The 19,583-nt window shown below is 53.2% G+C and carries 20 protein-coding genes; 17 read left to right on the top strand and 3 right to left on the bottom strand.

Annotation, left to right across the window (positions count from 1 at the left end; genetic code table 11):
* Positions 1–10 precede the first annotated feature (10 nt).
* On the top strand, positions 11–901 hold the full coding sequence (locus tag ACFQUU_RS21395) for a LysR substrate-binding domain-containing protein (protein WP_382250147.1): 891 nt from the start codon (positions 11–13) through the stop codon (positions 899–901).
* A 165-nt stretch (positions 902–1,066) separates the two neighbouring features.
* Here ACFQUU_RS21395 and ACFQUU_RS21390 read toward each other — a convergent pair whose 3' ends face one another.
* Complete coding sequence (locus ACFQUU_RS21390) at positions 1,067–1,345, bottom strand: hypothetical protein (RefSeq protein ID WP_382250146.1); 279 nt, start codon at positions 1,343–1,345, stop codon at positions 1,067–1,069.
* Between the two features lie 427 nt (positions 1,346–1,772).
* Here ACFQUU_RS21390 and ACFQUU_RS21385 point away from each other — a divergent pair, with 427 nt between their 5' ends.
* The 16 genes from ACFQUU_RS21385 to ACFQUU_RS21310 all read left to right on the top strand — a co-directional run bounded on the left by ACFQUU_RS21385 (position 1,773) and on the right by ACFQUU_RS21310 (position 17,406).
* Positions 1,773–2,111, top strand: a complete 339-nt coding sequence (locus ACFQUU_RS21385) for a DUF6152 family protein (RefSeq protein WP_382250145.1) — start codon at positions 1,773–1,775, stop codon at positions 2,109–2,111.
* The gene (locus ACFQUU_RS21380) at positions 2,111–2,605 is read left to right on the top strand and encodes a DUF6644 family protein (RefSeq protein ID WP_382250144.1); all 495 of its coding nucleotides are present in this window, start codon (positions 2,111–2,113) and stop codon (positions 2,603–2,605) included. The genes ACFQUU_RS21385 and ACFQUU_RS21380 overlap by 1 nt, the downstream gene beginning before the upstream one ends.
* Positions 2,606–2,784: 179 nt before the next feature.
* Positions 2,785–3,444 (top strand): DUF1028 domain-containing protein, encoded by a 660-nt coding sequence (locus ACFQUU_RS21375; RefSeq protein WP_382250143.1) that lies wholly within the window; start codon positions 2,785–2,787, stop codon positions 3,442–3,444.
* A 208-nt stretch (positions 3,445–3,652) separates the two neighbouring features.
* Entirely contained in the window at positions 3,653–3,877 is a 225-nt protein-coding gene (locus tag ACFQUU_RS21370) for a hypothetical protein (RefSeq protein ID WP_382250142.1), read from the top strand.
* Positions 3,878–4,234: 357 nt separating this feature from the next.
* Complete coding sequence (locus ACFQUU_RS21365; RefSeq protein ID WP_382250169.1) at positions 4,235–5,356, top strand: DNA polymerase IV; 1,122 nt, start codon at positions 4,235–4,237, stop codon at positions 5,354–5,356.
* Positions 5,357–5,492: 136 nt separating this feature from the next.
* Positions 5,493–5,729 carry a hypothetical protein gene (locus ACFQUU_RS21360; protein ID WP_382250141.1) on the top strand — a complete coding sequence of 79 codons (237 nt, stop codon included), beginning with the start codon at positions 5,493–5,495 and terminating at the stop codon, positions 5,727–5,729.
* A gap of 446 nt (positions 5,730–6,175) precedes the next feature.
* Entirely contained in the window at positions 6,176–6,946 is a 771-nt protein-coding gene (locus tag ACFQUU_RS21355; protein WP_382250140.1) for a hypothetical protein, read from the top strand.
* A gap of 1,060 nt (positions 6,947–8,006) precedes the next feature.
* Positions 8,007–8,498, top strand: a complete 492-nt coding sequence (locus ACFQUU_RS21350) for a 2,4'-dihydroxyacetophenone dioxygenase family protein (RefSeq protein ID WP_382250139.1) — start codon at positions 8,007–8,009, stop codon at positions 8,496–8,498.
* A gap of 437 nt (positions 8,499–8,935) precedes the next feature.
* On the top strand, positions 8,936–9,163 hold the full coding sequence (locus ACFQUU_RS21345) for a hypothetical protein (RefSeq protein ID WP_382250138.1): 228 nt from the start codon (positions 8,936–8,938) through the stop codon (positions 9,161–9,163).
* A gap of 122 nt (positions 9,164–9,285) precedes the next feature.
* Complete coding sequence (locus tag ACFQUU_RS21340; RefSeq protein ID WP_382250137.1) at positions 9,286–9,822, top strand: DUF2058 domain-containing protein; 537 nt, start codon at positions 9,286–9,288, stop codon at positions 9,820–9,822.
* Between the two features lie 940 nt (positions 9,823–10,762).
* Entirely contained in the window at positions 10,763–11,716 is a 954-nt protein-coding gene (locus tag ACFQUU_RS21335) for a Bug family tripartite tricarboxylate transporter substrate binding protein (protein ID WP_382250168.1), read from the top strand.
* 7 nt (positions 11,717–11,723) lie between these two features.
* On the top strand, positions 11,724–12,956 hold the full coding sequence (locus tag ACFQUU_RS21330) for a CaiB/BaiF CoA transferase family protein (RefSeq protein WP_382250136.1): 1,233 nt from the start codon (positions 11,724–11,726) through the stop codon (positions 12,954–12,956).
* Positions 12,956–13,348, top strand: a complete 393-nt coding sequence (locus ACFQUU_RS21325) for a cupin domain-containing protein (RefSeq protein WP_382250135.1) — start codon at positions 12,956–12,958, stop codon at positions 13,346–13,348. Before ACFQUU_RS21330 ends, ACFQUU_RS21325 begins: the two co-directional genes overlap by 1 nt.
* A gap of 3 nt (positions 13,349–13,351) precedes the next feature.
* Entirely contained in the window at positions 13,352–14,515 is a 1,164-nt protein-coding gene (locus ACFQUU_RS21320; RefSeq protein ID WP_382250134.1) for an acyl-CoA dehydrogenase family protein, read from the top strand.
* A gap of 93 nt (positions 14,516–14,608) precedes the next feature.
* On the top strand, positions 14,609–15,493 hold the full coding sequence (locus ACFQUU_RS21315) for a LysR family transcriptional regulator (RefSeq protein WP_382250133.1): 885 nt from the start codon (positions 14,609–14,611) through the stop codon (positions 15,491–15,493).
* 443 nt (positions 15,494–15,936) lie between these two features.
* Positions 15,937–17,406: a cytochrome P450 gene (locus ACFQUU_RS21310; RefSeq protein ID WP_382250132.1), complete on the top strand. Its 1,470-nt coding sequence runs from the start codon at positions 15,937–15,939 to the stop codon at positions 17,404–17,406.
* 117 nt (positions 17,407–17,523) lie between these two features.
* Here the strand turns inward: ACFQUU_RS21310 and ACFQUU_RS21305 are convergent, their stop codons facing one another.
* Together ACFQUU_RS21305 and ACFQUU_RS21300 are read right to left on the bottom strand one after the other, a co-directional pair.
* Positions 17,524–18,009 (bottom strand): peptidylprolyl isomerase, encoded by a 486-nt coding sequence (locus tag ACFQUU_RS21305; RefSeq protein ID WP_382250131.1) that lies wholly within the window; start codon positions 18,007–18,009, stop codon positions 17,524–17,526.
* Positions 18,010–18,098: 89 nt separating this feature from the next.
* Positions 18,099–19,439 carry a hypothetical protein gene (locus ACFQUU_RS21300; protein ID WP_382250130.1) on the bottom strand — a complete coding sequence of 447 codons (1,341 nt, stop codon included), beginning with the start codon at positions 19,437–19,439 and terminating at the stop codon, positions 18,099–18,101.
* Positions 19,440–19,583 lie beyond the last annotated feature (144 nt).

The raw sequence follows: 19,583 nt of genomic DNA, 5'->3' as shown, positions 1-19,583 counted from the left end.
GATAGAAAAGATGCTCAATCTCAATGACCTCTATTACTTTGTTCAGGTTGTCGACCACGGAGGGTTTGCGTCTGCATCTCGCGTTATCGGTGCCCCCAAGTCAACGTTGGCGAAACGGGTGGCGGCACTTGAGTCTGATATAGGCGTTCGGCTGATTCAACGTACTTCGCGGCGCTTTACCGTGACGGAGGTTGGCCAGGATTTTTATCGGCATGCCTCAGCTATGCTGATCGAGGCGGAAGCAGCGGAGAGCATAGTGAAGGGGAGACTGGCCGAACCGAGCGGCATCGTACGGATTACGGCATCGATTCCTACGGCGCAGCATTCGCTCGCGGAACCGCTGCTGGAGCTGGCCCGTACCTATCCCAAGCTCCGTATTGCGCTCCACGCCACTGACCGCTTTGTTGATCTGGTACAGGAGGGATTCGATATTGCGGTGCGCGATCATTTCGCTCCGCTGCCGGACTCCGGCCTCGTTCAAAGGCGAGTCCATAGTGATCCAGTTTATCTCGTCGCCTCCCCCACATATGTGGAGTGCCGAGGTGCTCCGCAAAACCCTGGCGATCTCACGAACCACGATGGCTTGGTCACGTACTCGTCTTCCGGCGTGTGGCTTCTTGGGAGCGAAACGGGTGAGAAAGCGGAAGGCCGGCCTGTTCCACGGATGGCGGCTGACGAATCGAGTGTCCTGCTTCGTGCAGCCAGAGCGGGATTCGGTATCGCCTGCCTGCCTCGCAAGCTTTGCCTGGCGGATCTCAGCTCAGGCACACTCGTGAAGGTGCTGTCCGACTGGACCGCCGGGCACGTCATTACTACGTTGCTAATGCCGCATCGTCGAGGTCAGCTGCCCTCGGTACGAGCGGTTGCCGACTTGCTCGCGGACCGCATTCATAGGGGCTGAGCGCGGACAAGTATGCTTACGAAATTCATTTAGACATGAGAAAGGCCCAACTGCTCTCCTGATAGAGATAGAAGAACAAGCAAAGCATTCCTGGCTACGCTGGCGCACCATCTGGGGCGAGAACTTCGATTGTCGGAAAAATCTCCGACAATCTTCTCTCTGCGGTTACTTTTCTTTTGCTGGGGTGACGTCGACGTTCGGGACTTGAACGTTCCGCTCTTCTTTTTTGACGGTTGGGACCTCTACTGTCTTTTCTTCTTTTTTCACAGTCACCTCGGGCGTTTTAACATCGTATTCCGGGAGTTTGACGTTGCCCTCTTGCGTTTTCTCGACTTCATACTTAGGTACGCTGACGCTTCCTTCTTTGGTTTTATCGACATCACAACCAGTAAGCGCTACTGCGAACAATGTAGAAGCCACAGCAATAATAGTTTTCGTACTCATGCAATCCTCCTTATAAATAATGTCCTGTAGGAAGATAGACGCTTATATCCTCGGCAAGTTGTAGAAAAATTGTTAATAATCGTGACATAAACGTAAGCTTCGCTCTGCCCTCACTTAGAACGCATTAATCGACTACTTGAGCATTGATGAGGAAACCTCGAATAACGAAGCCTTCAGGCGCGTAATACAGGTAACAATGACACAGGTCGCTGATCACCTTCGCAATAGGGATTGGCTTAGTAAAGGTGTTTAAAGGAAGTCTGGAGCTGATCAAGAATCTGTCCGCTCGGATTTTGGGAAGAAGCAAAACCGGTCCGGTACACACTTGTACAATGTTGGATAGCTGGTGGCACTGTCATACCAAGAGCCTTGCTTCTGATGCGAATTGAACTGCGGATATTTTTCTATTCATTACGGAGAGTGTGTTATGAAGTATCTCGCTGCATTCACGTTGATGGTAAGTGTAAGTGCTTTTGCGCACCATGGCTGGAGTGAATACGATTCCGGTTCTATGCTGCAATTGACGGGACAAATCGAGGACTCAGGTTATTCCCATCCTCATGGGTTCGTGCGTCTTAAAACGGCAGAAAAATCATGGCTGGTTGTGCTGGCGCCGCCAACACGTATGGAAAACCGAGGGCTTAGTCAAGAAATGATCAAGCCAGGACGTAGCGTTACCGTTGTTGGTTATCCGAATCGCAACAAACCCGAAGAGATGCGTGCCGAACGTATCATTGTTGATAGCAAGACGACAGAACTGCGTTAATGCAGACATCCGCAACCGGTGGGGCACTCGGGTGGCTCGAAACAAGTGTTATGGGCGCCACAATGCGAGAAAGTCTCTGGATGTATCCCATTGTGGAGATTTTCCACATTATCGGGTTTTCAGTATTGGTAGGTTCTATTGTTATGTTCGATCTGCGGATACTTGGTTTGTCGAAAGACATTCCGGTGACCGCAATGGCACGACATCTCTTGCGCTGGTCAGTGCTCAGCCTACTTTTCGTGATACCTGCTGGAATCATGATGTTTGCAGCGCATCCCGGCGACTTCATTGCCAATAAGATTTTCCTGCTTAAGCTGACGCTCATCGCGTTAGCCGGAACCAATGCAGTACTGTTCCATCTGGGCGTCTATCGTCGAGTCACCAGCTGGAATACATTAGTAACAGCACCAAAGTTGGCACGGGTCCAGGCTCTGCTGTCGCTTGTGATATGGATTGCTGTCATCTCATGCGGCCGACTGCTTGCCTACACTTGAGTGTGACTACTCGTCGGTATCGATGTGGTACACATCCGTTTTATTGCGCAATTCATGGCGTGTCATATTCTGCCCCTTGCGAAGCTGTTCGTTATTGTTGACCTTTAGTGGACGGGTGAAGCTGGAGTGCGTGAAGACATGCAAGGAGCACTTGTTTACCCTCACTACGGAGGTCTCGAATGACGTTTTCAATTGTTGCTCGTTGTGAGCGAACTGGGCAAGTTGGCGTTGCAGCTGCCACCGCTGTACAGGCGGTCGGCAAACTCGCATGCCATGCTATTGCCAATGTGGGTGCCATTGCATCACAAGCCTTGACCAACCCTTATCTCGCCTATGACGGGTTAAGACTGCTGGAAAGAGGCATTTCCGCCGAAGACGCATTAAAGCGCGTACTGGCAGCAGACGCCCATGCAAACAGGCGTCAGGTCGGCGTAGTTGACAACATGGGTCGTACCGCCGCATGGACTGGTCCCGACACGATAAAATGGTCCGGGCAAGTATCGGGTCGTCAGTGCAGCATCCAAGGTAATCGGCTTACGGGTCCAGAGGTTCTCGAACAGGCGTTGATCGCCATGCACGAAACGGAACACCTCGATCTTGCCAAGCGTCTGACGTTGGCGTTGCTGGCTGGCGACTCGGTAGGTGGTGATCGCCACGGTGAGCGGTCAGTCAATATTCTTGTGTTCTCCACCGAGGAATACGCATTGTGCGACATCCGCATCGATGACCACAATGCTCCGATGGACGAGCTGCGCCGGCTATTTAAGATTTACCAGGAAAAGATATTGCCTAACGTCCTTAACCTTCCGAAGCGCGCTGATATAGTACCGCCGACTTAAGCGATCGGGTACGTTTTGCTCGTGGCGATAACGGCCCGGCAACGCAATTTCGACATCGTAAGCGCCAATATGCCAAAGGCGGTGTTGAAACCCTATCCCTGGGTTTAGGAAGATAAAGTAGTCTAAGGCCCAAGCAGCCCACCCCAACAGCAAGCAGAACTTCAATCCGGCGACGAAGACAAGCGCACCAGCGCTAGGTTGGAGATCGTTGGGCGATTTGAAATCACTTCAACAAATCAACCAGGCACGCATGAACGAAGTGCTTGAGTCCCTCGAACGGGAAAAGTTGTATGGTCTGGTCCGCGGACTGGTGAACATGGCACTGCTCGCATCAACATTGATTACACCCGGGGCGAAGCTTTGGACGTTAGATAAGCGGCTTGCGACCTTGGCAGAGCGGTTCGGCGTCGCGCATCAGGTCAACTTTCATTAATTTGCAATTTAAACAGCCTTTAGCTTGCCAAACTATGCTTGACGTTATGGAAAGGTGCCTTTGCGATCCATGCATGGCATATCGAGAGCTGAAGGTGAGGTACGGAGTAGGTGAGATCATTTCACATCCTCTCTCCCCTTCAGGCCGGGGAGGATGTCAAGAGGGAGTCGGTTTCATTTACAGCGTGAGATTCCGAAGTTATGCGCTATCCTTGGTAATGTGAAAGAAGGATCGCAAACAGCAGTCAATATGGAAAACGGAAACGAACATACTAGCGTGATGGTGGATGACGAACAGGGCTCAGTTATCGATACCAAGCAAAATGCACAGCCCGTTCGCCGTATCGCACATCTAGATATGGATTCGTTTTTTGCATCCGTCGAGCTGCTGAAGTACCCTGACCTGAAGGGATGGCCTGTCGTCGTCGGTGGTCGCAGTGCTCATCAGCCAGAGCCAATGCCGGATGGCACGCGGCGCTATGCCCGTCTTCGCGATTATGTTGGGCGCGGCGTAGTCACCACGTCGACGTATGAGGCGAGGGCGCTCGGCGTCTTCTCCGGAATGCCCACGATGAAGTGCGCGAAACTTGCTCCAGATGCGATCTTGCTGCCGGCGAACTTCAACGACTATCGCCATTATTCCCGCGCTTTCAAAGCTGCTGTGGCAACAGTAGCTCCGCATATCCAGGATCGCGGCATTGATGAAATATATATTGACCTGACCCACGAGGCGGGAGAAACACGGGAGCTCGCGCAGCGGATCAAAGATGCGGTAGTCGGCGCCACCGGACTATCCTGTTCGATCTGCATCGCGCCAAACCGTCTGCTTGCGAAAATAGGGTCCGATCTTGAAAAGCCCAATGGACTGACGATTCTGTCTGCTGCCGACGTTCCCTTGCGGATCTGGCCGCTGGCTGCGAGCAAAGTCAACGGCATAGGGCCCAAGGCGGCAGAAAAGCTGCGGCTACTTGGGATAACAACAATTGGAGAGCTGGCAGCCGCAGATGCCGGGCTTTTGCAAGAGCACTTCGGACGCTCGTACAGCGCATGGCTGCTGAATGTCGCGCACGGAATCGACCATAGTGAGGTCGTTACGCATTCAGAACCGAAGTCCATGAGTCGTGAAACGACGTTTGAAAAAGATTTCCATCCCCGACATGATCGTAACTTTCTTGGTGAGGTATTTACGAATCTTTGTGTTCGGGTCTCTGAAGACCTGCTCCGCAAAAGGTATGTCGGGAAGACTGTGGGGATCAAGCTCCGGTTCCACGATTTCCAAACTGTGACAAGGGATATCACTCTTGTCAAACCTACTTGCGACGCAGCTGAGATACGGCGCGCCGCAAGCGAATGCCTGAAGCGCGTAACACTCGACAAGAGGATACGTCTTCTAGGCGTCAAAATATCTGCGTTGACCGTTGCGGAAGTAGAGCCCAGACCAGAGCCTCGCCAGGGAGACTTGTTCGCTGAAGGAAATTAACCATTTCCAGCACGGTCAAATTTCATTTATTCAGGTCGTACAACAGAATGAAACTTCACTTTCCATTACTGTGCACCCATGTGCTTGAGAGACGGGGATGCATTTGCACATTATTCATTACCGGTACAAAACCAATATGAGCGTATTCACCAAACCAGTATTCGAAGGCACGGTAGTGTTTGAAGACAAAGAGCTGTTTAAGGGACAGGGTGCGGCAAAGCAATGGGCGCAACAGGTCGGGGTCGAGCTAGGAATTCTTGTCGAGGTACGCAAGATTGGTACTGGTTGGGCGTTAGTAGGAAATGTAGATGGTGTCGAGACAGTATGGGGTATCTACGGTCAACGACTAAAGCGGATTTCCAATAGCATTTAGCGCGAAATCACCGTATAAAGTGGGCCGTATTCCAGCTAAACGGAAACTGAAGGCTTTGGCGCCCTGGTTGTCTGCTTCCAGTTGATTTGGAGACTACACCGTGCGGCAGATGCGCGAGAAATTGCGTCATGAGGTGAGCGCGTTCCTGCAATGCTCACCTTCCACAAGAAGACTTGTTAGCAATGGCGTGTAATGAACATCGCGTGATTCAAAAAATGACGCCGTGTTCATTGACCGCCTAATGGCCAGCGACGGCGGCGCGGCGATTCTTTACCGCCGGATTGCTGTGTCGCTGAAAGGATGGTTTTGGATCGCTAATTAAATGGCCGTTTGGGCGGGAATTGCCCAAGAGCGCCACAGATAGTGTTGCAGGAAGCGGTGGCCAACGGTGTCGCTGACCTCGTCTTGGTCGGTCGACTTCAAGAAAATCTTAAGAGGTAAAACATATGGAAAAACTGATTGCGGAATTAACCAGGCTATACCTTCCTCCGGGCGCGGTGCAGTCGGACGTCCTGGAGCGACACCTTAGCGGCAAAGCAAACGTTACGGTCAGCTTGACGACCGATGAGGGCCTTGTGAAAGCCATTGTGATCCCCTATGACAAGATGGGCCCTGGCGAAGATGCCCAGCACTGGAGCTGCCTGTGCAAGGTCGCCGAAGGGCTGCAGGCCGACCTCGGCTTGCCGATGCCGGCGGTAAGCACCTCCAGCACGAACGGTTATCGGTTGTGGCTGTCATTTGGCGAGCCAGTGCCAGCGGCTCAGGCGCAACGGTTTCTGGAGGCGCTGCATCTGACATACTGCCCGGACATGCGGCTTGCCTCCAATACTGTGGGTGCACCAGTCGAACTACCGCCTTGCCTGGACCCGCGCACCGGCAAATGGGCCGCCTTCATCCATCCGGGCATGGGCGCGTCCTTCGCCGACGAGTCGGGACTGGAGATGGAGCCGCCGCTGGCAGGGCAGGTTGCCTTCCTTGAGGGACTAGAAAGCATTAGCCTGGAACAGTTCCAGCAAGCACTAGATATCCTTCAGCATGCACACAACGCAACGACGGCCGTTACGCCTGCCAATATGCCAACAGCCAGCGCGGCGGTGGCACGACGGGCAGAGCCTGCGGAGGGCTTGCTCCTCAAGGATGCCACGTTGGAGGATATTGTCAAATTTCTGCATTCAAAAAATATTGAGCCGACGTTCCGCCATCTGATTCCGCGTTAACCCGAACACTTACAGAGAAGGATACAAACCGGCGCTGTTCCGCGGATGTCAGTTCGTTCAACGAGCCTGGCCAATGGACCGAAGTCTTACCAGTCATCAATACCATGAAGACCGCCGGCAAAGCGACTGGAGGAGAAGGCTGTCCAGCTACGCAAAAAAGTGCGCGGAAAAGCTCTGAAGAGGACCGTTCCGGAGAAGTGGAGAAACCCATCCATCGGTGTTTCAGCTGCGTTTCCCACCTGCAGATCAAGCAGCTTCGAGGTATGTGAGCAGGAGTGAAGGCATGGAGACATGGAGACATGGAGACATGGAGACGCGTAGCCCTTGCTATGACCTGATCCGGACGGACGACCTTCTTCCAAGGAGCAGAATTCAAGTCTGGCACGTACACCTCACCGACCCGGGATCAAATGTATTGTCATTCGTAATCTCGCCGGGGCGATTCATCATCTCCTTGCAGTTAACGAAAGAAGAACGGTACGTTGTGACCAACAGGTGTATGGGTTGGCGATCTACGAAGTAACCAGCCCTCACATCGAATACAAAACGATTTCAGCAACTCCAGCATAGAACCGTTGGGTATCAGCAGAAGTCCCGTATAACCTCCTTGTCCTGCGCGAAACCACCATTAACTATCCGATACCGTACTTGCATAACCCGATGCACATTACGTGGCGTCCACCGCATCTGCTATCGTTTGCATGTTCGTGCATTGATAACTTTGTCGGCTGCCGATCTCGTCATGGCTGGTGATACGCCTTATCTACGTTCTGGCGCCGGGAACAAGCCATCATGAAACTTTTGTTGCTTTCGATGCACGCGCAGAGCTCCCCAGCCAGGAGTCGAGATGGCTTAAACTGTTCTAAAGACGTTTCTGGAACAATATGTTCGGTAAAAAGTAAAAGGTCGCACGGCTGTTAGGCCAAGGCCGTGGCACAAAGTTGGATTACGGCGCAGTTGGTCCAGTGTCACTTTTATCTAGTCATGCGGCTCGCTTCATCACTGGAGTGATCCTTCCGATGGACGGCGGCTATCTGGTTTATTGACGAAGGAAATGTAAATGTCATCAAGTGTTAAACCCTCAAACGGAATACAGCCTGAAATCGTCGCGCATGCCATCCCGGAAGATGAGCGAGAATGGGTACCTCAAGCTGAGAATGTATGGTTTCGCCCTTTGCTGCTTAACACGGTGACTGGCGGATGGTGCAACCTCCTGCGCGTTCGGAAATCGGGTGTTCTCTCACGACATCGTCACCCAAGTATCGTCGTTGGATATGTGATTAAGGGACGCTGGTTTTATCGCGAGCACGATTGGGTTGCCAATGAGGGCGATTTTGTTTATGAGCCGCCAGGTGAGATTCACACTCTCGAAGTGCCAGCCGATTGTGATGAAATGATTACGTTCTTCAATATCAGCGGAGCGATGGTTTACCTGGACGAGCACGGTAATCAAAGCGGATACGAAGACGTGTTCACAAAGATTGACATGTGCCGCGCGCATTACACAAGCAATGGGCTTGGGCAGAATTTCATCGACCAATTTGTACGGTAGCTATGCCGTTCGGTAGCAGTCAATTGTTCATGCCACAAGGGATCGTCTTGGCGCCGTTTTCTGTCTGAATTCCTTGGGCCCGCGCGCAAATCTGGACAAGCCGTATCCACGAAATCGTTCACAAGTTTACCGGGCAGACCGGCATTGTTCAAACCGGAATATGGCTTTTCATTGGACATCGTCGACATTGATCTCAACTACACGTTGGGTGACATGGAGTTGCGTCTCAAACGTATCTGTGAACGCCTGAAATCAGAAGGCCTGGCACAGCGGAATAAACAATTGTGTCACTGAATAGCCGTAAGGCGCACTGAGGCGAGCAGCATTTCAAATGCTGACAGCAACAGGGAACGGCTACAAGTTGTTGTACGACCGAAGCTCTCGCTAACGAGTAAACTGCCTTATGATTGGCGTTTCCGTGAACGGAAAGGTGATGTATGGCTTCACTTGATGATTTGGTAAAAAAGCAGAAGGCCGGTGCGCACTTTGTAATCAGTGCGCAGATGCTCCGCGTGAAACCACAAGAGTTTGATCCTATGGCGCAGCGCTGGCTCGATGATGGCGGACCCGGGTTCAACGTCGTTGGCGTTCCTCATAGAACCGTAGTAGATGGTGAATTTCTTATTAGCCGCGTTACGGTCATAAGGACTACGGCGCCGTTATAATCTCCGACCGGCGCGACCTCCCATCGTTTCAAACTGTCCCGCAGGTGGCGAGCAATTGTTCTTCTCGCGAGCGCGATAGGCGCCGCCGCGCCTGCTGATACCCTATTTATGGAATAACAAAAATGGTTTCTTTGCAAGAGCAGCTTTTGAAAGCCGGCCTGGTCGACAAAAACAAAGTCAAACAGGCGAACCAAGAGAAGAGCAAACAAAAGAAGGTCGAACGCCGGACCGGCACGCAAGGTGTCGATGAAGCAAAAGTGGCCGCTAACGAGACGCAACGAAGAAATGCCGAGCGGGCGCGCGAACTCAATGCCCAGCGCGATGCGGTAGCCAAAGAAAAGGCAATCATGGCTCAGATTGTCCAGATGGTGGAACAAAATCGCCAAAGCAAAGGCGCCGGCGACATCGCTTACAATTTTACTCACGACAATAAAATCGAGCGGATCTATGTATCAGCTGCGGTGCAGGCACATTTAATTGCTGGGCGCCTAGTGATCGTATGCCATGGCGGCACTGCAGAATTGGTGCCCAAAGTGATAGCGGACAAGATTGCCGAGCGCGATGCCTCGCTCGTTGTAAGAGTGAACAAGACTAGTACGGAAATCGATGCGGACGACCCATATGCCGCTTACCAAATCCCAGACGATTTGACGTGGTAGCAAAGCAAGATCGTCATAGCCCATTTGTCCGAGCGTCTGCTTGAGCAATTGAATGCGGCTAAGGCGGAAGGGGAAGTACTTTCTCGGCAAGTACGAGAACCGGAATTGTCGCAGGCCGAAATGCGAGCCAAGCTGGAGGCGCAGAAGGTACTGACTGATCAGCTAGGTAAATATCTGGGTCGCGAAAGGCGAACATAAACAAGAAGTACGAAGCTGCATAGCAAATCCTAATGCGGCAGATTTGGAGTATTTGTCACGTCGTTGGACATAGCCAAATTCCTTGTTAAGTCCCTTGGCTTATACATAAGGTCACAGTGCGCCAAGTAACCAACTATCAAGAGCATTTTCCATATCAGAGGTGATGTGGTCAAAGCGATAACAAGCGTCGCATCGCTTACCCTTTCGCCACCGCCCCGGCAGTCTCTCGAACCTGATGACTAGCTTTTAGCACCGAGCTTAAGCATCTCCACGAGGAGGTCTACAGTTCTTCCCGCGGCAAGGTGCTGGTCATACCATTTCTCGAACTCGTCGAGACTGGAAAAGTATTCAATCTCTGTGTCTTCAAAAGATGTTTGTATTCTCGTATTAGCCATTTCAAGTGCTTCATAAGGTAAGAAATTCTGTGACTCAACACGCCTAATCAAGTTCCAGTTCTCGCCAATGCGGCGACATTCTTGATTCTATTCGTCCTAATACGGTCGTAGTCGAAAATTCATATAGCGGCAAGTTACGTTTCAGAGTCTCCATTGCGATTTCAAGCGGAAAGCCGTAATTCAAGCGCTCAGGTTAATTGTTTATTATTACCGCAAGCCTCTCTTCGATACATTCTTTGGATCGTACAAGCCATATTTACGATTGGACATGTATCGATCAGTGAATAATGATGTCTCCACCGCCACATCGAGCGGCTTTAACAAGCGAGGAGACCTACATGAAATTCATGGCAACGTTCGTCGGAACCATTGGGTTGCTGATGGCCGCTGGTGCTGTCAGCGCGCAGACCTATCCTTCGGGACCGATCACCTTGGTAGTGCCCTTTGCCGCCGGCAGCGGCACCGATGGTGTTGCACGCGTGGTGGCCCAGAAGTTGAGCGACCGACTGAAGCAGACCGTGATTGTGGACAACAAGCCGGGTGCAAGTGCACAGATTGCAGCGGTGCATGTCGCTGGCGCCAAGCCGGACGGCTATACGCTGATGATGACCACCAATACCTCGCACTCTGCCAATCCGAGTCTGTTCAAGGCGCTGCGTTATGATCCGGTAAAGGATTTCACACCTGTCACGCTTGTCGGCGAGTTGCCATTCGCCGTCGTCGTTAATCCGAAACTTCCTGTTAAAACGCTGAAGGAATTCGTTGATTATGCCAAGGCCAATCCCGGCAAGCTGTCCTACGGCACACCCAACAGCACCTCTCTGGTCGCCACAGAGACAATAAAGCGGCTGGCTGGTATCAATATGCTTCAAGTCCCGTATAAATCCAGCCCACAGGCAATGACCGACCTGATCGGCGGACAGATCGATTTTTACGTAGTCGATTTCGGCTCAGGCATGTCAATGCTTAAGACCGATAAGGTCAAAACCCTCGCGGTGACTACCGCCGCACCGTCAAAACTATTGCCGCATGTGCCGCCCGTGGGCCAGACGGTTCCTGGCTTTGATCTGACGTCATGGAACGGCATTTTCGGCCCGGCCGGAATGCCCAAACCCATCGTTGATCGCCTTAATGCCGACATCCTGGCTGTCCTTGCGGACAAGGAAGTGCAGGACAAGCTTGCTGCACAGGGCTTCCAGGTGGGCCCGTCGGCGACGCCACAGGATTTCGCAAAGTACGTCGTCGCTCAACGCGACCACTGGAGCATGCTCATCAAGCAGGCCGGCATCCAACCCGAATAGGTAAGGTATGACAACGCAATCAGGCCCGCTCGCGGGCATCCGGATTCTCGACATGACCTCGGTCATCATGGGCCCATACGCAACACAGATATTGGCATCGCTAGGTGCCGACGTCATCAAGATCGAGACACCTGACGGTGACAACATGCGCCATGTCGGTCCCATGCGCCATGCCGGCATGGGACATATCTTCCTTCACGCGAATCAGGGCAAACGAAGCATCGTGCTAGACCTGAAACAGCCACAGGGAAGGGAGGCGGTACTGTGCCTTGCCGAACATGCCGATGTGCTGATCACCAACGTGCGACCGCAAGCCATCGCGCGCCTCGGGCTCGACTATGAATCGGTCCGGGAGCGCAACTCCCGCATCATCCACGTTAGCTGCTGCGGCTTCGGACAGGAGGGGCCCTATGCGGGGAAGGCTGCCTACGACGACCTGATTCAGGGTGCCACCGGCTTGCCATGGCTCATGCAGCAGTATGGCGCAGAATCGCCATGCTATGCCCCAGTCACCATGGGAGACCGCGTCACTGGCCTACATGCGGTGTACGCAGTAACGACGGCATTGTATGCGCGTGAGAAAAGCGGAACAGGGCAGGCAGTCGTGGTGCCCATGTTCGAGGCAATGGCGCAGTTGGTGCTGGGCGATCACCTGGCCGGATTGTCGTTCGAGCCGCCGGAGGGCGAGCCGGGCTACGCGCGCCTGCTTACTGCGCATCGTCGGCCTTACCAGACACGCGACGGCTTTCTCTGCGTGCTCATCTATAACGACAAGCACTGGCGCAACTTCTTTGCTGCCATCGGCGATCCGGAGCGATTCACTCGGGACGAGCGCTTTACGACGCACCGCATGCGCGCCACCCATATCGATGCTGTCTATGCTGAAGTCGCCGCCCTGATGCGTGAAAGGACCACGGCGGAATGGCAGGCCCTATTCGGTGAGGCTGACATTCCGAACATGCCAATGAACTCCCCGGCCGACCTGCTGGAAGACCAGCACCTGCGGCAGACAGGCTTCATTCGTGAGGTCACACATCCGACCGAAGGGGCTATACGTACCACCGGGAATCCGACTTCCTGGTCGCAGACTCCTCCTGATCCCGAAGTCTCGCCGGCGCCGCTGCTCGGACAGCATTCCGCCGAAATTTTGGCTGAGGCAGGTTATTCCGAACAGCAGATTCAACAATTGATAGCCATTGGCGTAACCGCATGCCATTCGCTCGACAAGGAGAACAGTTAATGAAAAATCGATATCTCGTGCGCGCTGGCGAGGCCCCAGCCTATTCGCCGGCAAACCACACTGGCACAGTCAACCGGCGCCTGATCGGTCGGGAGAACGTCGGAGCCCAGCACGTCGAAGTCGTGCTGGGCGTCATTGAGCGTGATGGCGGCGCACTGCCGCATTCACATCCCGGCATTGAACAGGTGTGTTATTTACTCGAAGGTAGCGCACGTGCCGAAGTGGGCGGCGAGACTTTTGACATGCTTCCGGGGGACACCTGCTTCTTTCCCGCAGATGCCATGCATGTCTTCACGGTCACCAGTGAACAGCCGGCCCGGCTTCTAGTGATATACAGCCCGCCTTATGCCGAATCCAATGCCCGTACGATTACTAACATGCCGCAGGAGTAGAAGATGGATTTCTTGCTGAGTGCAGAACAGGAACAGATACGGAGTGCTATCGAAAAGCTGTGCGTCCCATTTGATGATGACTATTGGGCAACCAGGGATCGCGAGGGCGGATTCCCGGAAGATTTTCATCGCGCACTCGGAGAGGCAGGTTGGTTGGGCATTGCAATGCCCGAGGAATACGGCGGAGCAGGGCTGGGCATCACTGAGGCAGCATTGATGATGCAAACGATCGCCGGAACCGGCGCGGGGTTATCAGGTGCTTCGGCCGTACACATGAATATATTTGGTCTGCATCCGGTGGTCGTGTTCGGCACCGACGAGCAGAAGCGGCGTTGGCTTCCGCCACTTATTCAGGGTAAGGACAAGGCCTGTTTCGCCGTGACGGAACCCAATACCGGGCTCAATACGCTCAAGCTTACCACCCGTGCCGTACGCGAAGGTGACCACTATGTGGTGACGGGGCAGAAAGTCTGGATTTCGACCGCTCAGGTCGCCAACAAGATGCTGCTGCTTGCCCGCACCACGCCACTTGAAGAGGCCAAGGGCACCGATGGCCTGTCGCTGTTTTACACTGATCTGGACCGCGACCATGTGGAAGTACGCGAGATCGAAAAGATGGGCCGCAAGGCGGTCGATTCCAACCAGGTTTTCATTGACGGCCTGCGCATCCCGGTCGAGGACCGCATTGGCGAGGAGGGAAAGGGTTTCAGCTACATCTTGCACGGGCTGAACCCGGAACGCATTCTGATCGCCGCCGAAGCCATTGGCCTCGGCCGTGCCGCGCTACGCCGCGCAGCCGAGTATGCGAAAGAACGCCTAGTATTTGACCGGCCCATCGGTCAGAACCAGGGAATACAGCACCCCTTGGCAAAATCATGGATGGAACTCGAAGCGGCCAATCTGATGGTATTCAAGGCAGCCTCGTTGTACGACAGCGGCAGACAATGCGCCGCCGAAGCCAACGCTGCCAAGTACCTTGCTGCCGAGGCCTGTTTTCATACTTGCGAGAATGCCATCTTTACCCACGGCGGCATGGGCTATGCAAAGGAATACCATGTCGAGCGTTATCTGCGAGAATCGTGGATTCCAAGGCTGGCGCCGGTCAGTCCACAACTCATCTTGTGCTTTATTGCCGAGAAAGTACTTGGACTGGCGAAATCCTATTGACTGCACGGCTTGCGTATTGCATGCGTATCCAAGGCATAAGGAGGACAAGCGCCCGTATTTATTGTTTATACGACCTTCAACGCGCGGGGAGACATGGAGCTCAGGCACTTACGCTATTTTGTGGCTCTTGCCGAAGAACTGCATTTTGGTCGCGCGGCATTGCGGCTGGCGATCACCCAACCGCCGCTAAGCTTCTCAATTCAGTCGCTGGAAAAGGAGCTTGGCATCCGGCTCTTCGAGCGTGACAACAAGCGTGTGAGCCTAACGGCAGCGGGGAAAGCATATTACGTCGAGGCGCAAGCAATCCTCGATCGGCTCGAACATGCGAATGACACTGCCCGTTCAGTGGCGTCCGGTAATCTAGGGCGACTGGATATCGGGTTCACGGGTTCGATGGTGTACCGCGACGTGCCTGACATCGTCTCCTGTTTTTTTGTACGACATCCCGGCATCGAGGTCACGCTACGCGAGCAATCATCAATGGAACAGATTGAGGGCCTGCAGCACGGCCGGCTCGACGCAGGCTTCGTCAACACGCCTCACATACCAGATGGCCTGACAGGTCTTGCACTCCCTGACGACGCATTCGTTTGCTGTCTTCCCGCGTCGCATCCCCTGGCGGGACGCGAGCAGATCGCATTGAAGGAACTTGTCGGAAGGCCTTTTATCATGTTCGCACGCGAGATTTCGCCGGCGAACTATGACAATGTGATTGCGATCTGCCGGCAGGCTGGCTTTGAACCGCAAACCCGATATGCGGCGAGACAATGGCTTACCATTACCGCGTTGGTAGCAAATGGTCTCGGCGTAGCGCTGGTGCCGGCATCCCTGGCGCAATCGGCGATCTCCGGCGCACGGTTCATACCGATTCTCGGCGCGCGCGCCGTATCAGCGGCACATCTGTTGTGGAATCCTGCAAGCGTAACGCCGGCACTAGGTCTTTTTCTTGATGTTGCGGCGAAGCGGTTAGCCGATTGACTTTAGGCAGGATTGTTTTGGGCGAATCAGCTATAGCTGATCCTTAACTTGAATGAGGATCCGATGTCGGCTCTAACGCGAGCCGGAAATCCGGCTCCGGAGCATGACGTACTTATGCAGGTAGGCAGGAAAAGAAAAAAGCCCGCGGACCTTGCGGTCGCGGGCGAATCCAATTCAAGAAGAGTTGGAGGAGACGGATTCATGATACTGCGCCGCACCATTGTTGTCTTCTGTCGTTTCGCTATATGCATATATCCACAGAAATATAATATGAAGCCACGACTGTGGTTGCTTTCGCCGCCAGCATCTTTGTCCCTGTTCTCGTCTTGAGCACTGATCTTTTGTCCCACGCTTTGACAGCAGACAAACGACTACGACGCTCAATGCCTATATTGGGCTGAACAGCATTTCTATGCTGGCATTGCGATCGGAAGGAGCTTGCCATGACGCTAGAATCACATTCCCAGCTTCAATCACATGCTTCGCGTGCTATCCGGTCCCTTAAAGACCTGACTGGCCCAAAAGGATTGCCTTTTTTGGGCAACATGCTGGAAATTGAAATGGGGCAAATGCATCGCAAGTTAGAGACTTGGGCCGAGATATATGGCGATTCGTATCAATTTACGATCGGGCCTCGACAATTCATGGTCTGCGCTAATCCTGATGACATTTCTACCGTACTCAAGGACCGCCCAGGCGGGTTTAGCCGGACTTCCAGGCTTCAATTGATTGCGAGAGAACTGGGCATTGAAGGTGTCTTTTCCGCTAACGGCGATGTGTGGCGCCGTCAACGACCGTTGGTCATGGCGGCATTCAATCCAACTCACGTTAAAGCGTACTTTCCATCTCTACGCATAGTCACGAACCGGTTTTTAAAACGTTGGACAACCTATGCAAACGTTCTTCAGCCCTTCGACCTCGAACCGGAATTAATGCGATACACGGTGGACGTGACGGCAGGTTTGGCGTTCGGAAGCGATATCAATACTATCGAATCCGAAGATGTCACTATTCAAAAGCACCTGGAGGATATCTTTCGCATGCTCCAGAAGCGACTCTTCGCTCCTTTTCCCTATTGGCATTGGATAAAGTTTGCGGAAGACCGCAAACTTGACGAAGACATCAAGTTCGTTCACAAGGCCGTTCTTGAGTTTATTCATGCAGCTCGAGAGCGGTTGGAACGGGATCCAACTTTACGCGAGCACCCCGGTAACATGCTCGAAGCAATGATTGTCGCACGTGGCGAAGACAATACCGCGCTGACTGAATCGGAACTCATTGGCAACGTTGTCACAATGCTTTTGGCAGGAGAAGATACGACAGCACATACGCTTGCCTGGTTGATACACATGCTTTATCACCACCCGGCTGTTATGGAGCGCGTGCGCACTGAAGTGGACCAAGTCTTAGGCAGTGAGCCGTTACCTGTTTGCCATGAGCAGCTAGGTCAGCTCGATTATATTGATACCTGTATCAATGAAGCAATGCGGCTGCGACCAGTCGCACCGCTCATCGTGTTGGAGGCATGTCACGATAGCGTAGTTGCGGGAACGGCTATTACAAAAGGAACGGTATTAATGCTGCTCACGAGAGTCGGCTCAATGGATACCGGTAATTTCGTCGATGCGTCGATGTTCAATCCGGACCGTTGGACAGCCTCCTCGACCGCCGCGAATCAACGTAAAGTGTCGATTCCCTTTGGGGCCGGGCCAAGAATGTGCCCCGGCAGGTATCTAGCCCTTGAAGAAATGAAAATGGTTATTTCGACCTTGGTCTGGAACTTCGATATTGTGGAAGTCGCAACACCAGATGGTAAGGAAGTGCAGGAAAAGCTTGCATTCACCTTAAGTCCTGTGGGACTGCGTATGAAGCTTAAGCCAAGGATACAGCAGTCGTTATCAGGCAGACGGTGAATTCTGTTTGTGGTTTACGGTGCTCTGCGAGCGCTCCCCGCTACTGTGGAGCAGCTTGATCCAATATCGAAGTACATCGACAACGATGCGCGGCCTGACGACCGCTGCACCGGTAGATCAATGGTGATGGCCGTGCGGGCCATGCACGTGCCCATGCGAGATTTCTTCCGTGGTTGCTGCACGTACATCCGTTACGTTTAGTGCAAACCGTAACGACAGGCCCGCCAGTGGATGATTTCCATCCAATGTCACCTGCTCGTCATTGAATTCAGTCACGGTAAAGACAACGCTGTGCGTATTGTCCTCGGCGTCTACGACTCCTTCAAATTGCATACCGACCTCGAGTTGCGCCGGCAAATTTTTACGCGGCTCAACCTTCACTAATTGCTCATCGTAGTACCCAAACGCATCGGACGGCTCGACGTTAATTGTGGTTGTATAGCCTATATCTTTGCCTTCCATTGCTGCTTCAATTTTAGGCAGCGTATTGCCGTATCCGCCATGGAGATAGACCATGGGTTGTTTGCTCTTGTCAATTTGATTGCCCTCGGCATCTGACAAGGTATAGTGGAGCGAGACCACGGTATCTTTCGCTATCTTCATATGGCGTCCTTTGTCTGGGAAGCGCCTATTGTAGCGCTGACTGTGCCTTTGCCCATCACCATCACCATCACCATCACGCGTTCACACGATTATGGAAGCTCGTAGGCGCCAATATCGATCAGTCCGGCCGCAGGTCGGGCTTCCTTGCTAGTGGGGTGCCGATATTGGAAGACCGGTGCCAGTGAGACACCGGTATCCGTCAACTCAAGGGTAGAGCCGCTATTGTGCAGTGCCAACCCTGTCTGCGGACGGAGGTCATAACTGCTGCGATTCGTGAACGGAGCGGACACTGCGTTGTAGTTGGTGCGCAGCACCGCGCTGGAATGGGTAGTTACTCTGCCTACGCCTGCGAAAACGTTGTTCTGTATCAGTGCAGGACGAGTCACACCGGACCCTATATTAATGAAGGTGCCTTGCGTCGCATTGTCGTTGAGGAAGGTGTTGTTAACGACGTAAAGCTTCTGCTCATCATTGCTGGTACTTTCGGCTCCAAACGAAAGTAGTGAGGGGTTTTGGTTGTTTGAGGGCTGCTGAATCACGTTGCCGATGACGTAAGCGGTTCCTGCATCCGGCAGGTCGATCTCATAGCTCGGGGAGCCGCTGCCATCGCTGGAAAAACGATTGTATGCAATTGTATTCACTGCTGCCCGAGACTTGAGATTGTGGCCAACCTTTGCATCATGTGAATAGTTGAAGCGGAATACGAGGCTGGCAACATGGCCCACATACAGATTGTGGGAGTAGCCATCACCGTAACCATTGTTGGCGAACTCAGTGTACTCAATCACAACATTCGAGACGCCATCGTTGTTTGTCAGAATGCCATTTTCGTTGTCGTGCAGGTAGCTGCCACGAAGAGTCAGGTGCTTACCGTCGAGCCGGATTGCCGCACCGTTCTTGTCCGGCACACGTGCCCCATACATCTCGATATTCTCAATAGTGGTATTGGAGCCGGAGACAACCCAGCTACCTTTGCCCATCGCGTTCTTGCCATTGGCATCAATCTTCGGCCGGCCGTTAATGCCACGGATAGTCAGGTTATTGCGGGTAATGCCGCAGACGTCGCCAACATAGCTTCCGGCGGCGTCGATTTCTATGATTGAGCCATCCCCGGCTGCCGCAAAGGCTGCGCAAGGTGTGGCATACGCTTTACCGGGACCTACAGACAGGACGGTGGCGTCAAGTTCAGGTCGGGATGGCGACGGAGCAGGGGGCGGACTGAGGGCGGACAATGTGCTTGGGTTGACAGGAGACTGAGCGGGCGACGTGTCCAGGTCCGTGGGAGATGCTTCTGCCACATGGCTGGCCGCTTCAGCTTGCGTAGTGTCAGACGGCGAACTGCCTCCGCCGCCACATGCTGTCAAAAGAAGGAGCGCTTTTATGCAAATGACATGGCCTGTGGTTTTTCGATGATCTTTAACCCGATCCATATTCTCTCCGTTGATTTTCTACAAATTTCTAAACGGAAATTGGAGGGTTGAAGCATGTGTAAGTTCGGTATGGCAACAATGTGTTACAAGCAATGCAGATCTTGCAAAGCTTGGGTCTGTTAAGACAATACGTCGTATGAGAAA

It is taken from the genome of Herbaspirillum sp. GCM10030257 (genome assembly GCF_042666555.1).
GTDB lineage: Bacteria > Pseudomonadota > Gammaproteobacteria > Burkholderiales > Burkholderiaceae_D > Noviherbaspirillum.
Note: the sequence above shows the minus strand (reverse complement) of the source record. Positions and strands in the feature narration are given on the sequence as shown.

What these genes read in the sequence shown, in the direction of transcription:
- ACFQUU_RS21395 (WP_382250147.1), top strand. Translation starts at nt 11, where the DNA reads ATGCTCAATCTCAATGACCTCTATTACTTTGTTCAGGTTGTCGACCAC.
- ACFQUU_RS21390 (WP_382250146.1), bottom strand. Translation starts at nt 1,345, where the DNA reads ATGAGTACGAAAACTATTATTGCTGTGGCTTCTACATTGTTCGCAGTA.
- ACFQUU_RS21385 (WP_382250145.1), top strand. Translation starts at nt 1,773, where the DNA reads ATGAAGTATCTCGCTGCATTCACGTTGATGGTAAGTGTAAGTGCTTTT.
- ACFQUU_RS21380 (WP_382250144.1), top strand. Translation starts at nt 2,111, where the DNA reads ATGCAGACATCCGCAACCGGTGGGGCACTCGGGTGGCTCGAAACAAGT.
- ACFQUU_RS21375 (WP_382250143.1), top strand. Translation starts at nt 2,785, where the DNA reads ATGACGTTTTCAATTGTTGCTCGTTGTGAGCGAACTGGGCAAGTTGGC.
- ACFQUU_RS21365 (WP_382250169.1), top strand. Translation starts at nt 4,235, where the DNA reads ATGGATTCGTTTTTTGCATCCGTCGAGCTGCTGAAGTACCCTGACCTG.
- ACFQUU_RS21360 (WP_382250141.1), top strand. Translation starts at nt 5,493, where the DNA reads ATGAGCGTATTCACCAAACCAGTATTCGAAGGCACGGTAGTGTTTGAA.
- ACFQUU_RS21355 (WP_382250140.1), top strand. Translation starts at nt 6,176, where the DNA reads ATGGAAAAACTGATTGCGGAATTAACCAGGCTATACCTTCCTCCGGGC.
- ACFQUU_RS21350 (WP_382250139.1), top strand. Translation starts at nt 8,007, where the DNA reads ATGTCATCAAGTGTTAAACCCTCAAACGGAATACAGCCTGAAATCGTC.
- ACFQUU_RS21345 (WP_382250138.1), top strand. Translation starts at nt 8,936, where the DNA reads ATGGCTTCACTTGATGATTTGGTAAAAAAGCAGAAGGCCGGTGCGCAC.
- ACFQUU_RS21340 (WP_382250137.1), top strand. Translation starts at nt 9,286, where the DNA reads ATGGTTTCTTTGCAAGAGCAGCTTTTGAAAGCCGGCCTGGTCGACAAA.
- ACFQUU_RS21335 (WP_382250168.1), top strand. Translation starts at nt 10,763, where the DNA reads ATGGCAACGTTCGTCGGAACCATTGGGTTGCTGATGGCCGCTGGTGCT.
- ACFQUU_RS21330 (WP_382250136.1), top strand. Translation starts at nt 11,724, where the DNA reads ATGACAACGCAATCAGGCCCGCTCGCGGGCATCCGGATTCTCGACATG.
- ACFQUU_RS21325 (WP_382250135.1), top strand. Translation starts at nt 12,956, where the DNA reads ATGAAAAATCGATATCTCGTGCGCGCTGGCGAGGCCCCAGCCTATTCG.
- ACFQUU_RS21320 (WP_382250134.1), top strand. Translation starts at nt 13,352, where the DNA reads ATGGATTTCTTGCTGAGTGCAGAACAGGAACAGATACGGAGTGCTATC.
- ACFQUU_RS21315 (WP_382250133.1), top strand. Translation starts at nt 14,609, where the DNA reads ATGGAGCTCAGGCACTTACGCTATTTTGTGGCTCTTGCCGAAGAACTG.
- ACFQUU_RS21310 (WP_382250132.1), top strand. Translation starts at nt 15,937, where the DNA reads ATGACGCTAGAATCACATTCCCAGCTTCAATCACATGCTTCGCGTGCT.
- ACFQUU_RS21305 (WP_382250131.1), bottom strand. Translation starts at nt 18,009, where the DNA reads ATGAAGATAGCGAAAGATACCGTGGTCTCGCTCCACTATACCTTGTCA.
- ACFQUU_RS21300 (WP_382250130.1), bottom strand. Translation starts at nt 19,439, where the DNA reads ATGGATCGGGTTAAAGATCATCGAAAAACCACAGGCCATGTCATTTGC.